Source organism: Bacillus sp. KNSH39, from assembly GCF_052656585.1.
On record NZ_JBQXYO010000001.1, the window covers coordinates 2,373,968 to 2,388,714 of the forward strand.

Genomic DNA, 14,747 nt, shown 5'->3' on the forward strand with positions numbered 1-14,747 from the left:
TTTTTGCTACAGAACTCACGTTTTCAACCTCCCCTTCGCGAATAATCCCTCTTTACTTTTCAACTTTTAACGTTTGTAAGTATGCATTTAATGCATCAATTTGATCATCCGTTAAGTTGCCATATTTGCCAGTCATTTTGTTTCCTGGCTTCATATTTTCAGGATCTTTCAGCCATTTTTTTAAGTTTTCTTCATTGTTTTCGGCAATACCGGCAACCATATCGCGATCCGCAAAGTTTGCTAAGTTTGGTGCGATACGAGCGGAAGGTGGTCTACTATCATTAGATCCAACTGCATGACAACCAATACAGCTTTTATTAAATATTTCTTGGCCCTCTTGCGCCTTTGTTGAAGCTACTTCTTTCTTCCCATCAATCTTCTTCATATCAGCAAGCCATTTTTTGTACTCGCTTTCATCTAAAGCTTTCACTTTAAATTGCATTAAAGAATGTGATGGGCCGCAAAATTCTGTACAAAAACCATTATAAGTGCCCGATTTATCTGCCTTTAACCACATTTTGTTCACATTGTCTGTATTTGTATCCATTTTCCCTGCTAAAGATGGAACCCAAAATGAGTGTTTAATATCGGCACCCTTCAAATTTAAATACACTTTCTTACCTGTGGGGATGACCAAATCTTGCGAAGTTACTATCTTTTCTGATTTATAAGAAAATTCCCACCAATAAAGATTCGCTGTTACATCAACAACGATAGTATCTTTATCAATATTCTTTTTCTCCATCGCACTTACATCAGCAAGTTTGAATGTATATGTAACTGTTGGAACAGCTAAGATTAGTAAAAGAATAATCGGAATAACTGTCCATATAATTTCTAGCTTGTGATTCCCTTCAACTTGCTCTGGAATATAATCTTCCTGACCTTTCTTTTGTCGGAAACGCACAATTACATATAAGAAAATAATAGTAACTACTAGTACTACTCCTACCATGATTGCACTCGCCAGTAGAAGTAAATCATATTGCATTTTTGCTACTTCTCCTTGCGGAATTAAAGTAGATTGAAAGGCTTTACCGCATCCCCCTAACAGTAAAGCCAGCAGTGAAACGAACGAAAGCAGTCGCCACTGTTTCTTCATACAAACAACCCCCACTTTCCTTGTGAATTAGATTGTACTTTATAGTTAAGTAAAGTAAATCTCAACGTAAAGAAATCCAATTATGTCGTTGTCTTAGAAGAATGTAACTACAATCATTGATACAAATAAGATTGTTAAATAATTTAGGGAATAAACAAACATTTGCACGGACCATTTGATGTCATCTTTCTTACGGAAGCCATAAAATCCTAAAACGATCCATCCGATGTTAAGCAGTGTTGCAATTACCATAAATGTTATCCCTAGTCCACTCATATAAAATGGTAGTGGTAATAAACATACTGTCCAAATCATAATTTGGCGTTTCGTAATTTCAAATCCATGAACTACAGGAAGCATTGGAATTCCTGCATTTCGATATTCATCAACACGTTTCATTGCTAATGCAAGGAAATGTGGGATTTGCCAAATAAACATAATTAAAAATAACATCCAAGCAATTGGATGGCCTAAAGATGGATCGATTGCTGCCCATCCAATTAAAGGAGGAACTGCACCAGATATACTACCTACAACAGTATTTAGTGTATACTTTCTCTTTGTCCATAAACTATATAGAACAACATATGTGAAAGCACCAATAAATCCCATTAAGACTGCCATTGGTGTTGTTAATAATAAAAATACAAAACCAAGAAGTAATATGACTAGTCCAAATGTAAGTGCAAATCCTGGTTTATACTTTCCAGTAACCGTTGGACGGGTCTTTGTTCTTTCCATTAATGGATCGATGTCTCGATCAATGTAGTTGTTTAAACAACATACCCCTGCCATAACTAATCCAGAACCAACGATTGTAAAGAATAACTTATCCAGATTGTCCATTACACTTAATCCATTAAAGTGTAATGCCAACCAAAATCCTGTAAATACAGTAAGTGTATTTGAGTTTACAATCCCCATTTTAACGAGTGCTTTTAAATCTTGTAACCGAGTTGTTTCCGGTACACTTGTAACAGCGGACTCATCATGCAGCTCACTTGTTGCATGGTTCATCACTCTAACCCCCTCTTAAAACTTTCATCTTTCTTTTTGCGCATATTTCAAATGAAATAATTCGCTTCTATATAGCAATATTATTACAGTAGAAACATTGTTAACCCATTCTACTACTAATCTACGCCCATACTCCAATATATTAAATCATATTTCCCGAACATTTTGTGAAGAAAACATGAACTTTTTGTGTCGAATATAAAAAACTTCATTCTGACTTGTCCTTATCATAACATGATGTTACCTTCTATAATAAACTATTTTGTCTTATTTAACACGTATTCTCCCCATTTCTTTTCAAAATAGCCGATTTTTCACCTAAAATTTTCCTTATGAACCCTGTTTTTACACCTATTTTCTCCCCCTTTCCTTCCCCCTCCATTTCTTTGCTATTTTATTATTTTTTATATATCATAGGAACTAGCGCGTTTTATTCTATACATAATGGAATGAAAATATTTCGCAATAACTTCATAGCAGAAAGATGGTGAAAGAGATTGCAACGCTTTATTAAATGGTTAGCAGTCATTACAAGCCTTGATTTATTAATAGTTTTATTAGGAGGCGCTTTAGTTACAAAAACAGGTTCTGGTCAAGGTTGTGGTAAATCATGGCCACTTTGTAACGGTGAATTTGTTCCATCTAATTTATCAATGGAAACTATTATTGAACTTAGCCACCGATTAACATCCGGATCAGCTGGAATTCTTGTCACTCTCCTTTGTATTTTGTCCTGGAAATATTATAAACATGTGCGTGAAACAAAAACGTTAGCAATTTTATCCTTCGTATTTTTAGTTGCACAAGCATTAATGGGAGCAGCAGCAGTTGTTTGGGGCCAAATGCCAGCTGTACTTGCTATCCACTTCGGTATTTCCTTAATTTCATTTGCTTCTGTCATTTTATTAACGTGTCTTATCTTTGAAATTGACCAAAAATTTGATGCACGTTCACTTATTATGGACAAAAAAATGAAATTTCATATTTATGGTGTAACAATTTACAGTTATATCGTCGTCTACACAGGTGCTTTAGTACGTCACGAACGAGCTAGCTTAGCCTGTCCAGACTTTCCTTTATGTAGCAAAAACAGACCTATGCCAACTCAACTACATGAATGGGTTCAAATGGGCCATAGAGTTGCAGCGATGTTAATTTTCGCTTGGATACTATACGCGATGATTCTCGCTATTCGCCATTACAAACAGCAACCTGTCGTATATTGGGGATGGATCATTTCATTTATCCTTGTTACACTTCAAGCTGTAGTAGGAGTTTTAGTTGTATTTACAAACGCTAGTTTAGCAATGGCATTGTTACATTCTCTATTCATTTCTTGCTTGTTTGCCGTACTATGCTATTTAGTTATGTTAGGAACAAGAAGTACAGTGAATGCAAAAGAAGCCGAATTAACTTCTAAACAAACAAAATAATTTAAAACTAAAATCCCTTGCCAATTCGGCAAGGGATTTTTTGCAATAAAAAAAGAGCTGTATTTTTACACAGCTCTTTTTTTATTTTAGTGATCTAATTCAATAAGTAAATCACCCGTTTGAATCGCATCACCATCGTTAACATATACTTTCTTCACTTTACCATTGAACGGCGCTTGAACTGTCGTTTCCATTTTCATCGCTTCTGTAATTGCCATAGAATCGCCTTTTTTCACTTCATCGCCTTCTTTTACAACTACTTTAATTACCGTTCCTGGCATCGTTGCACTAATATGATTTGGATTCTCACGGTTTCCTTTCACACGTTGTGCAACTGTTGCTTTTACACTCTCGTCTTTCACGATAATTTCACGTGGTTGACCGTTAAATTCCAAGTAAAGGACACGATTTCCATCCGGCTGAGGTTCTCCAATTGATACTAGTTTAACCATCAATGTTTTACCCTGTTCAATTTCTACATCAATTTCTTCACCTAGTCTCATACCATAGAAGAACGTCGGTGTATCAAGTACAGATACATTTCCATAAAGCTCAGCAACTTTTTCATAATCCATAAATACTTTTGGATATAAAGCATATGCAACTACATCAAAAATCGTTACTTCGCGTCCAAGTTTATGGAATAATTCTTCTTTTAACGCTTCGAAATCTACTGGCTCTAGTAATTCACCTGGTCTTACTGTTAATGGCTCTTTCCCTTTTAAAATAATCTTTTGTAATTCTTTCGGGAAACCACCGTACGGTTGACCTAAATCACCAGAGAACATTTCAACAACAGATCCTGGGAAGTCCATAGCATGTCCACGCTCTAAAACATCTTGTTCTGTCAGATGGTTTTGAACCATAAATAATGCCATATCACCAACAACTTTTGATGATGGCGTTACTTTTACAATATCTCCAAACATGTCATTCACACGGCGGTACATTACTTTCACTTCATCGAAGCGATCTCCTAAACCAACCGCCTTCGCTTGTTGCTGAAGATTACTATACTGCCCACCCGGCATTTCATGCATATATACCTCTGTATGAGGCGCATTCATACCACTTTCAAACGGTGCATAGTATTTGCGTACATCTTCCCAATAATGAGATAGTTTTTCTAAAGAATCTATATTAACATCTGGTTGTCTTTCGTTTCCACCTAATGCATAGTATAGCGTGTTCGCACTTGGTTGTGACGTTTGACCAGCCATAGAACTCACTGCTACATCGACGATATCAACACCCGCTTCAATTGCCTTCGTATACGTTAATATACCATTTCCACTCGTATCGTGCGTATGCAGGTGAATCGGAATCGACACTGTCTCTTTTAATGCAGAAACTAAATCATATGCTGCATTTGGTTTTAATAAGCCCGCCATATCTTTAATACCTAAAATGTGAGCTCCTGATGCTTCTAACTCTTTTGCTAAATTTTTATAGTAATTTAAATCATATTTACTACGCAGTGGATCATGGATATCCCCTGTGTAGCACATTGTTGCTTCTGCAATTTTACCAGTGTCTCGTACAGCGTCAATTGCAACTCTCATGCCTTCCACCCAGTTTAAGCTATCAAAAATACGGAATACATCAATGCCTGCTTGAGCAGAACATTCCACAAATTTTTGAATTAAATTATCTGGATAGTTTTTGTATCCAACTGCGTTTGAAGAACGAAGTAACATTTGGAATAAAACGTTCGGCATTTTTTCACGAAGATCTAGTAATCGTTCCCATGGATCTTCTTTTAAGAAACGATACGCAACATCAAACGTTGCACCGCCCCACATTTCCGCTGAGAATAGGTTCGGTAACATTCTCGCTGTTGGCTCCGCAATTTGATGTAAATCTTTTGTACGAATACGAGTTGCAAGTAATGACTGGTGTGCATCACGGAATGTTGTATCCGTTAAAAGTACACGTTTTTGATCCTGTACCCATTTTACTAATCCGTCTGCTCCACGCTCGTCCAAAATTTGTTTCGTTCCATTTTGGATTGGCTCTGAATGTTTTAAACATGGAATACGAGCATCTGGGAATATTGGTTTTTCTTTTTTACCTACTCCTGGGAAACCATTTACTGTTACTGTACCAATGTAATTTAACATTTTCGTTCCACGGTCTTTACGTTTCGGGAACAAGAACAATTCAGGTGACGCATCGATAAATGAAGTATCATATTCTCCTGATAAGAAGTTTTTATGTTTTACTACATTCTCTAGGAATGGAATATTTGTTTTAATACCACGAATACGGAATTCTTTTAAGTTACGTTCCATTTTTGCAGCAGCTTGCTCAAAAGTAAGTGCCCAAGTTGTAACTTTTACAAGTAAAGAATCGTAGTACGGTGTAATAACTGCACCTTGGAAGCTATTTCCTGTATCAAGACGTACACCAAAACCACCGCCTGATCGATACGCCATAATTTTTCCTGTATCCGGCATAAAATTATTTAGCGGATCTTCAGTTGTTACACGAGATTGAATTGCAAATCCATGTACAACTACTTCCTCTTGCTTCGGAACACCTACCATTTTGCTATGTAATGAATGTCCATCAGCTATTAAAATTTGTGATTGAACAATATCTACTCCCGTAATCATTTCTGTAATCGTATGTTCTACTTGAACACGTGGATTTACTTCAATAAAGTAAAACTCATCATCTTTTACAAGGAATTCTACTGTTCCTGCATTTAAATAATTTACATTTTTCGTTAACTTCACAGCAGCATCACAAATACGCTGACGCAGATCATCTGAAAGTGATACACTCGGTGCAATTTCTACAACTTTTTGATGACGACGTTGTACAGAACAGTCACGCTCGTATAAATGAACAACATTGCCTTCTTCATCTGCTAAAATTTGTACTTCTATATGTTTAGGTTTTTCAACGAATTTTTCGACGTAAACCTCATCATTACCAAAGGCTGCTTTCGCTTCTGATTTCGCTCGATTATATGATTCTCCTAATTCCTCACTAGTACGCACAATACGCATACCACGACCGCCACCCCCAAGGGATGCTTTAATAATAATCGGGTAATCATACTTTTCAGCAAATTTTTCGACTTCTTCTAATGAATTTACTGGACCATCACTACCAGGTATAACTGGAATTTGTGCTAGCTGCGCTTGTGTTCTTGCTTTCACTTTATCTCCAAACATATCTAAATGCTTACTTTTCGGACCGATAAAGATAATTCCTTCTTCTTCACAACGTTTAGCGAATTGAATATTTTCTGACAAGAAACCATATCCAGGGTGGATTGCATCTACATGATTACTTTTTGCAATCTCAATAATGCCTTCAATATCTAGATAAGCATCAATTGGTTTTTTTCCTTCCCCAACTAAATAGGACTCATCGGCTTTATAGCGATGATAAGAACCACTATCCTCTTTAGAATAGATTGCAACTGTTTTTAATCCAAGTTCCGAACAAGCTCGAAACACACGAATTGCAATCTCTCCACGGTTAGCTACCAATACTTTTTGAATACGTTGCAGCTTTGTCATGATTTTCCCCCTCTACTTTCCTACCACTCTAGAGATAAAATATATACACACCTTAAAAAGCGTGAAGTTCTTCACTTTCCACATTATATTATACTTAGAAAGCTTCACTTTATTTTTATCCATCATACCTTATTTTTTAACAAATGATAAGTTTTCTGTGCAATTTGTTTCACAAAAATAGTATAGCATACCTCTTCCTTTTCTAACAACTTAATTGTATATCACATTAAACTAAATGTGATATATTGTTTAACCGAAAGATATATTAATACATCACATTTAAAACTACTTAAAAATAAAAACACATCATGCTCTAAAGCACAATGTGTTTTTATTTTACAACTACAAGATGTGGTCCATTTTGTTCTTTTTCTTTCATTAATCCATTCTGTTGTTTCTCTTGTCGTTTCACGTGACTAGCAATATTGAGTAGTATCCCCATCGCAAGTAGATTAGCTATTAAGGAACTTCCACCATAACTAATAAATGGTAAAGGCACTCCCGTAAGCGGTATTAATCCAGACATACCACCAACATTAACAAAAGTTTGTACTCCTATTAAACTTGCAATTCCGATTGCAATTAAACTTCCAAAAGGATCGTTACATTTTTGAGCAATCCTGAATGAACGAATAATAATAAGTAGCAAGCAAATTAAAATAATAGCTACACCAATAAAACCTAATTCTTCAGATATAATAGCCATAATAAAATCTGTTTGCGGTTCTGGTAAATATCCATATTTTTGCACACTATTTCCTAATCCTCGACCATTTAGCCCTCCTGAAGCAATTCCAATAAAAGAATTTACTAATTGGAATCCATCATTCTGAGGATCATTGAATGGATCAAGAAAAACTGAAAAACGTGCCTTTTGATATCCACTTAATTTATAATTAGCCAAAAAATATAGAGCTGGAATCCATACTATAGAAGTTAAAACAATTCGTTTAATCCATAAATTAATCCTTACTCCTGAACAAAGAAACATAATCCCTACTGTTCCTGCAATTAACAAATCGGTACCTAAATCATTTTGCTTTAAAATTAAAAACATTGCCATTCCAACAAATCCAAGTGTAAGTCCCGACCCTTTAAAAACAGGTGTATTTGTTTCTTGTCTCCTTGCAAAAAAGCGAGCTAATATAATAATAATCGATAGTTTAACAAATTCAGCAGGCTGTATACCTAATATCCAACCTTTTGCACCATTTATTTCCTTACCAAAAATCAAGGCTGCTGCTAGTAAAGCAATACTCCCTAGCCCCATCGCGGATAAAATTATTCGTTTCCTCCAAAACTTATAAGGTAACGAAGCTACAATTACTAACAATACCGTTCCAATAGCTAAAGTTATTAATTGTTTTTTAAAAAAGTAATTTGCCGGCCAGTTATGCCTCGAAATCGCAACAATGGAACTAGAACTATATACCATTATTACTCCCAGCACACATAAGATAACAAGAGGAAGTAATAATGAATAATCCATTGATTTCCATACTTTTTTCATTTCATTTCCTCTTTCTGTTTCAATTTAATTATTGTTGTATTCCATATGTACATTGATTCTTCCTGCTTTATTATACAAATAAAAAGCTCAAACTAATTTAGTTTGAGCCCCCTTATTTGAACCCGTTATTGTTGTTTGTTTGTAAATGCTTCATGAAGTGCAGATAACTCACGTTCGAGCTCACCTAACATTGCTTTCCCTTGTTCTTCTGCAATAAGACCAAGGCGAACTGCAAAATCGACCTCGCGGGATAGTCCAAACATTTGTGTGTCTAACACTTCTTCATATAATGGACATTGCGGCATTGTAAGATGGTCCATTTGCACCTTAATAAGTCTTAAAATCTTCTCTGCATCCGCTTGTAGAAGGGCTAGTGCCTTTTCCTGATGATTTGCTACTGTCTCAGACGCCAAATTGATTCCCTCCGTTTCCGTCCTACTCTCCTCTATCCTATCTATTAATATTAGCGATAGTTTTAATAAATTGCAATAGAAACATTTTTTGTGACAACAGTGTCTAATACTATTATACTGAAAAGTGGGAGTATAACACAAATGGGGGAACAACAATGAGCGAAATTTTATTTATTAACGGAAAAGTACGTTTTCCAATCACTATTGATCCAACTGTTTGGATCTTTGATGATCGAAAAGTAGATTTGACAACTTACTTTGATGAAACTAGAGAAAACACGTCTGAACTAGAAACTTATTTAAAAAACACTTCAGAACATTGGGATCGCGAAATCCGTGATGGTGCCGCTTTTCCTCCAATACAACAAAGTGTGAAGAAATATAAAAAAGAACAGCTGATTACTGGAACATTTGGTATACCATTTCATCCATTCCTTGCTAACGCTGAAATTTTAGAGGACGCTACGCAAGTTGAAATTGAAACGGTAGATCATACAATGACACTTCCATTAGAAACTGTCAAAAATGCTATACTAGGCTTTTCAAAAGAAGGAAAACCATTAAAAGAAGACGGGCCTGTTCATCTCTATTTCAACGATGGATCTAATCAACAAAATCCAATCCGTAACATCCGTAAATTTACAATTATTTAAAGAAAAGGAGTGAGCTTAAGCTCACTCCTTTTTACAATAAATCTGCTGCTAGTTGAGCTAAATTAGATCGCTCCCCTTTAACAAACTTCACATGACCACTAATACGCTGTTCTTTAAACTTCTCTACAACATACGTTAAGCCATTATTATATTCATCTAAATATGGGTGATCAATTTGCTGAGGATCTCCCATCAATACAATCTTACTCTTTTCCCCTACCCTAGTTAATATCGTCTTCACTTCATGCTTTGTTAAATTTTGTGCTTCGTCAATGATAATGAACTGATCTGGAATACTTCTCCCGCGTATATAAGTAAGGGCTTCTACTTCAATCGAACCCATTCCAGCTAAAATAGCATCTAACTCTCCTGGCTTTTTCGTATTAAATAAATACTCTAGGTTATCAAAAATTGGCTGCATCCATGGTCTTAATTTTTCTTCTTTTTCTCCTGGTAAATAACCGATATCTTTTCCGACTGGAACAATTGGTCTTGCCACAAGTAATTTTTTATATAACCCTAAGTCTTCTGTTTGCATAAGTCCCGAAGCTAACGCAAGTAACGTTTTTCCTGTGCCGGCTTTCCCCGTTAACGTTACAAGCGGAATATCTTCACGAAGCAACAATTCTAATCCCATAATTTGCTGCACGTTTCGTGGTCGTATCCCCCACACTTGTTCATTGTGAAAAATAAGTTTCTTTACCTTCTTCCCTAAGTGATCCACAATGCCAAGCGCAGAACTAGAGCCCCCTAATGCATCTTTCATTACTACAAATTGATTTGGGTAAAAAGGATGATTCGCAATTTCAGATAGAGGCAATTCACCTTTCTCATAAAAATAATCCAATTGTTCTTTTGATATATATCCTTCTAAAAAACCAGAATATATATTTTCTACTTCAATTACGCGATCACTTAAATAATCTTCAGCCTTCAAACCAATTGCATCAGCTTTTACCCTTACGAGTACATCTTTACTTACTAAAATAACAGACTTCCCGTCCTCTTTTTCCTGTTCTTCTAAAGATAGATTTTTTGCTACAGCTAAAATTCGATTATCATTTGTTTTTTCTACAAAAATATCTTGTAGTTGCACAAATGAACGATGGTTCAATTCAATACGAAATGTTCCGCCGTTTTCTAGCGGGATACTTTCATGCAGCTTTCCTATTTCACGAAATTTATCTATTAACTTAGATACATAACGAGCGTTTCTTCCTACTTCATCCATATAACGTTTTTTCGAATCAACCTCTTCTAATACAACTGCTGGAATCACTACTTCATTGGTTTCAAATGAAAAAATAGATAAAGGATCCTGCAAAAGTACATTCGTATCTAACACATAAATTTTATCCAACCTGTTACCCCCTGACTCCACTTTTAAATTTGTAGAACAAGGGTTTCATCCATAAAATATGGACGAACCATTGTTATAATTATATGTACCGTGTAAACGAGGTAGAATCGAAAATCATAGTCATTAAACCTTTTATTTATTCTTTATTCATTTCTATTCAATATATTACTTTTTATTATAATTATTAACGTTAAATCACAATAACCGACTACAAAAGTGAATAAACGAATTTCTTATTTAGCATCTTTATAATTCTCTTATCCCTACTAACACTTCGTTATCCAGCTTTTTCGCTGCCCGAAGATCATATGTTTTTTCATATGTTGGTTCAATTGCAAGTTTCGCTCCATAAAACATAACATCACGCACTTCTTGCACCTTTACTTCTATTACAGTTAATTTTAGAGAAATACCTTCCATTCTATCTGTCAAAATTTCACCTGCACCACTTATAGAAAATACGGATTCATTCGCCATTATAGTCAATACCACACCTGTATTATGACGTATATTTTCCACAATACGTGAACGTTGATCTACTGCAAATCGAATACTAGTTTCACTCACTGCATACACCCAAGAAATAGCACTTACGTTAGGAACTTGTTTTTCGAAATCTGTCGTTGCTATCATAACAATACACTCTTTACGCAACGTTTGTACTAAATCCTCTGTTAAGGTAGGCTCTACTACATTCGCCATATTTTCACCTCCAAATATACTTGGTATATCCTTATCATAACTTATTTTTTGAATTGCGAAAATATTATTTTTTCCCACTATTATTCAAAAACATTATACTTCCATGATATACTTATACTGATAGAATTCGTATTGAGGTGACGAAATGAGAGTCAAATGTATGATTTGTGATAAAAAAGATATGTTAGATGATGAAAATCCTATGGCAAAAAAACTGCGTAATCGCCCTATTCATACATATATGTGCATGGAATGTTCGGAACGAATTGCAGAGCGTACAATGGAACGTCATGCAAGTGGTAATTTCCGATTATATCGTGATAAAAAAATCGAAGATGATTGGTAAAATGTAAATAAGTCCTTACTCATATAGATAAGGACTTATTTATATTTTTCTGGTTCACGATTCATCTGATCCAAAAAACAATCAATGGCTTCTAACGGAAACCTTGCAGATTTCCGTTCTCCATTTATTTCATATGTAATTAAATACATTTCCTCGTTCTTTTCGACTTCCACATTTCTTAATTTATGTTCTTCATATACCATATTTTGAAATAACAAATATGTTTCTTTTGCAGCACTATCATCTGGACGTGCTTCCGCAACTGTTTTAATTGTTAACCAATTATATAGTGCATCTTGTACTGAACGCATGAAAACTCCCCTTTCTTATCCTGCTTTTTGTTGTTTCGCTTGACGCAAACGCAGTCTATAAATTCCAAGTACAATTGCCGCTACAACAAGTCCTTCTCCAACAGGTAAAAACACAGCAAAAAAGGTTAATACTGTGCATCCAATTGCTAATGATATGTATATCACAATATTTTTTAGTACAGACAACTTTCTAGCAAACCCTAAATTATAAACGAGAGCACTTAATATAATAATCGTCCCATAAAGTAACCACATTCCTAACTCTGGATTTTCATCTACCTTACACAATTTTGCAAAAAAAGACATCCTTTCTAACACACTCTTCCCCCCCTAGCAGTAAAATGCAATTTTCTTTATACACTTAATACAAGAGTAACTCGCAAAAAAAATACTGTCCACAAAAAAGAGTAAATATTCTAAAAAATAAACAAAATAAAAAAACAACGCCCTTTATAAAGGGCGTTGTTTTTTTATTTTTACGCTTCAACAGATTTCTTTTTCTTAGCAGCTCTTTCGCGCTCACTCTTATCAAGAATCTTTTTACGTAGACGAATTGATTCTGGAGTTACTTCACAGAACTCGTCATCGTTTAAGTACTCTAATGATTCTTCTAAAGTCATTAGGCGTGGTTTCTTCATTGTTGAAGTTTGATCTTTCGTCGCAGAACGAATGTTAGTTTGTTGTTTCATTTTCACAACGTTAACTGTTAAGTCGTTCTCACGAGTGTGTTCTCCGACAATCATACCAGCATATACTTCTGTACCTGGTTCAACGAAGATTACACCACGGTCTTCAACTTGCATAATACCGTATTGTGATGCTTTTCCTGTTTCAAGTGAAACTAGAACACCTTGGCGACGTCCACCAACTTGTCCAGCGTGTACTGGTTGGTAGCAATCGAATGTATGGTTTAAAATACCGTAACCACGAGTTAATGTTAAGAATTCTGTTGTGTAACCAATTAAACCACGTGCTGGAACCATGAAAGTAAGACGAACTTGACCGTTTCCGTTATTCACCATATCTAACATTTCACCTTTACGTGCACCCATAGATTCCATAATAGAACCAGTGTATTCTTCAGGTACATCGATTTGTACGCGCTCTACAGGCTCACATCTTACGCCATCAACTTCTTTAATGATTACTTCTGGCTTAGATACTTGTAATTCATAACCTTCACGACGCATGTTTTCAATTAAGATAGATAAATGTAGTTCCCCACGTCCAGATACGATCCACGCATCAGGAGAATCTGTATTATCTACACGTAAACTTACATCTGTTTCTAATTGTGAACGAAGACGCTCTTCAATTTTACGAGATGTAATGTATTTACCTTCACGACCTGCAAATGGGCTGTTATTTACAAGGAACGTCATTTGTAGTGTTGGCTCATCAATACGTAATAATGGTAACGCATCTTGATGTTCAACTGGACATACTGTTTCACCTACGTTAATGTCTTCCATACCAGAAACGGCTACTAAGTCCCCTGCTTTTGCTTCTTCAATTTCTTGACGTTTTAATCCCATGTAACCGAATAATTTCGTTACGCGGAATTGCTTCACGCTTCCGTCTACTTTCATTAAAGCAACTTGTTGTCCAACCTTCATTGTACCGCGGAATACGCGACCAACTCCAATACGTCCAACGTAGTCGTTGTAATCAAGAAGTGCTACTTGGAATTGAAGTGGCTCTTCGCTGTTATCAATTGGTGCTGGAATATGTTCGATAATTGTATCGAATAATGATTTCATATTCTCTTCTTGATTTGCTGGATTTGAATCTAAGCTTGCTGTTCCGTTCATTGCTGATGCAAATACAACTGGGAACTCTAATTGATCTTCGTTTGCACCAAGCTCAATGAATAAGTCGATTACTTCATCAACTACTTCATCTGGACGAGCGAAGTCACGGTCAATTTTGTTTACAACTACGATTGGAGTTAAGTTTTGCTCAAGAGCTTTCTTTAAAACAAATCGTGTTTGTGGCATACAACCTTCATATGCATCAACAACAAGTAAAACACCATCAACCATTTTCATGATACGTTCTACTTCTCCACCGAAGTCAGCGTGACCAGGTGTATCTAAAATGTTAATTCTTTTATCTTCATAGTGAATCGCTGTATTTTTCGCTAAAATTGTAATACCGCGTTCTCTTTCTAGATCATTTGAATCCATTGCGCGTTCTTCAACGTGTTCGTTCGCACGGAAAGTCCCCGCTTGACGTAATAACTGGTCAACAAGTGTTGTTTTACCATGGTCAACGTGGGCAATAATTGCTATATTACGTAAATCTTGTCGTTTTTTCAACATGTCCAACTCCTAATGTCTTTTTAATCCTTCTCTATTATAAGAGCGA

Annotated in this window: 13 protein-coding genes; 3 read left to right on the plus strand and 10 right to left on the minus strand. The window is 35.6% G+C overall.

Annotation, left to right across the window (positions count from 1 at the left end; genetic code table 11):
• Positions 1 to 52: 52 nt before the first annotated feature.
• Positions 53 to 1,102: a cytochrome c oxidase subunit II gene (coxB, locus tag ACUL40_RS11905; RefSeq protein ID WP_000745268.1), complete on the minus strand. Its 1,050-nt coding sequence runs from the start codon at positions 1,100 to 1,102 to the stop codon at positions 53 to 55.
• Positions 1,103 to 1,195: 93 nt separating this feature from the next.
• Entirely contained in the window at positions 1,196 to 2,119 is a 924-nt protein-coding gene (gene ctaB / locus ACUL40_RS11910) for a protoheme IX farnesyltransferase (RefSeq protein WP_001015058.1), read from the minus strand.
• A 497-nt stretch (positions 2,120 to 2,616) separates the two neighbouring features.
• Here ctaB and ctaA point away from each other — a divergent pair, with 497 nt between their 5' ends.
• Complete coding sequence (gene ctaA / locus ACUL40_RS11915) at positions 2,617 to 3,552, plus strand: heme A synthase (protein WP_445422646.1); 936 nt, start codon at positions 2,617 to 2,619, stop codon at positions 3,550 to 3,552.
• A gap of 86 nt (positions 3,553 to 3,638) precedes the next feature.
• Here the strand turns inward: ctaA and pyc are convergent, their stop codons facing one another.
• From pyc to ACUL40_RS11930, 3 genes are all read right to left on the minus strand, one after another.
• Positions 3,639 to 7,085: a pyruvate carboxylase gene (gene pyc, locus ACUL40_RS11920; protein ID WP_000164087.1), complete on the minus strand. Its 3,447-nt coding sequence runs from the start codon at positions 7,083 to 7,085 to the stop codon at positions 3,639 to 3,641.
• Positions 7,086 to 7,416: 331 nt separating this feature from the next.
• Entirely contained in the window at positions 7,417 to 8,595 is a 1,179-nt protein-coding gene (locus ACUL40_RS11925; RefSeq protein ID WP_000758411.1) for an FtsW/RodA/SpoVE family cell cycle protein, read from the minus strand.
• A gap of 125 nt (positions 8,596 to 8,720) precedes the next feature.
• Entirely contained in the window at positions 8,721 to 9,008 is a 288-nt protein-coding gene (locus ACUL40_RS11930; RefSeq protein ID WP_000135694.1) for a YlaN family protein, read from the minus strand.
• A gap of 155 nt (positions 9,009 to 9,163) precedes the next feature.
• Here ACUL40_RS11930 and ACUL40_RS11935 point away from each other — a divergent pair, with 155 nt between their 5' ends.
• Entirely contained in the window at positions 9,164 to 9,661 is a 498-nt protein-coding gene (locus ACUL40_RS11935) for a hypothetical protein (protein ID WP_001289809.1), read from the plus strand.
• Between the two features lie 31 nt (positions 9,662 to 9,692).
• On the opposite strand, the gene ACUL40_RS11940 is transcribed toward ACUL40_RS11935, so the two are convergent.
• On the minus strand, positions 9,693 to 11,021 hold the full coding sequence (locus ACUL40_RS11940; RefSeq protein WP_000358083.1) for a PhoH family protein: 1,329 nt from the start codon (positions 11,019 to 11,021) through the stop codon (positions 9,693 to 9,695).
• Positions 11,022 to 11,267: 246 nt separating this feature from the next.
• Positions 11,268 to 11,723, minus strand: coding sequence for a pyridoxamine 5'-phosphate oxidase family protein (locus ACUL40_RS11945; protein ID WP_000024593.1), 456 nt, complete (start codon positions 11,721 to 11,723; stop codon positions 11,268 to 11,270).
• Between the two features lie 145 nt (positions 11,724 to 11,868).
• Here ACUL40_RS11945 and ACUL40_RS11950 point away from each other — a divergent pair, with 145 nt between their 5' ends.
• Positions 11,869 to 12,069, plus strand: coding sequence for a YlaI family protein (locus ACUL40_RS11950; protein WP_002082250.1), 201 nt, complete (start codon positions 11,869 to 11,871; stop codon positions 12,067 to 12,069).
• Between the two features lie 35 nt (positions 12,070 to 12,104).
• On the opposite strand, the gene ACUL40_RS11955 is transcribed toward ACUL40_RS11950, so the two are convergent.
• The 3 genes from ACUL40_RS11955 to typA all read right to left on the minus strand — a co-directional run bounded on the left by ACUL40_RS11955 (position 12,105) and on the right by typA (position 14,701).
• The gene (locus tag ACUL40_RS11955; protein ID WP_001258151.1) at positions 12,105 to 12,380 is read right to left on the minus strand and encodes a hypothetical protein; all 276 of its coding nucleotides are present in this window, start codon (positions 12,378 to 12,380) and stop codon (positions 12,105 to 12,107) included.
• A gap of 15 nt (positions 12,381 to 12,395) precedes the next feature.
• Positions 12,396 to 12,698, minus strand: coding sequence for a YlaH-like family protein (locus ACUL40_RS11960; protein ID WP_000893662.1), 303 nt, complete (start codon positions 12,696 to 12,698; stop codon positions 12,396 to 12,398).
• Between the two features lie 158 nt (positions 12,699 to 12,856).
• Positions 12,857 to 14,701 (minus strand): translational GTPase TypA, encoded by a 1,845-nt coding sequence (gene typA / locus ACUL40_RS11965; RefSeq protein WP_000914762.1) that lies wholly within the window; start codon positions 14,699 to 14,701, stop codon positions 12,857 to 12,859.
• Positions 14,702 to 14,747 lie beyond the last annotated feature (46 nt).

Bases quoted from the DNA above. Each gene is read 5' to 3' on its own strand.
- ACUL40_RS11955 (WP_001258151.1), bottom strand. From the start codon at position 12,380: ATGCGTTCAGTACAAGATGCACTATATAATTGGTTAACAATTAAAACA.
- typA (WP_000914762.1), bottom strand. From the start codon at position 14,701: ATGTTGAAAAAACGACAAGATTTACGTAATATAGCAATTATTGCCCAC.
- coxB (WP_000745268.1), bottom strand. From the start codon at position 1,102: ATGAAGAAACAGTGGCGACTGCTTTCGTTCGTTTCACTGCTGGCTTTA.
- ACUL40_RS11945 (WP_000024593.1), bottom strand. From the start codon at position 11,723: ATGGCGAATGTAGTAGAGCCTACCTTAACAGAGGATTTAGTACAAACG.
- ACUL40_RS11935 (WP_001289809.1), top strand. From the start codon at position 9,164: ATGAGCGAAATTTTATTTATTAACGGAAAAGTACGTTTTCCAATCACT.
- pyc (WP_000164087.1), bottom strand. From the start codon at position 7,085: ATGACAAAGCTGCAACGTATTCAAAAAGTATTGGTAGCTAACCGTGGA.
- ctaB (WP_001015058.1), bottom strand. From the start codon at position 2,119: ATGAACCATGCAACAAGTGAGCTGCATGATGAGTCCGCTGTTACAAGT.
- ACUL40_RS11925 (WP_000758411.1), bottom strand. From the start codon at position 8,595: ATGAAAAAAGTATGGAAATCAATGGATTATTCATTATTACTTCCTCTT.
- ACUL40_RS11950 (WP_002082250.1), top strand. From the start codon at position 11,869: ATGAGAGTCAAATGTATGATTTGTGATAAAAAAGATATGTTAGATGAT.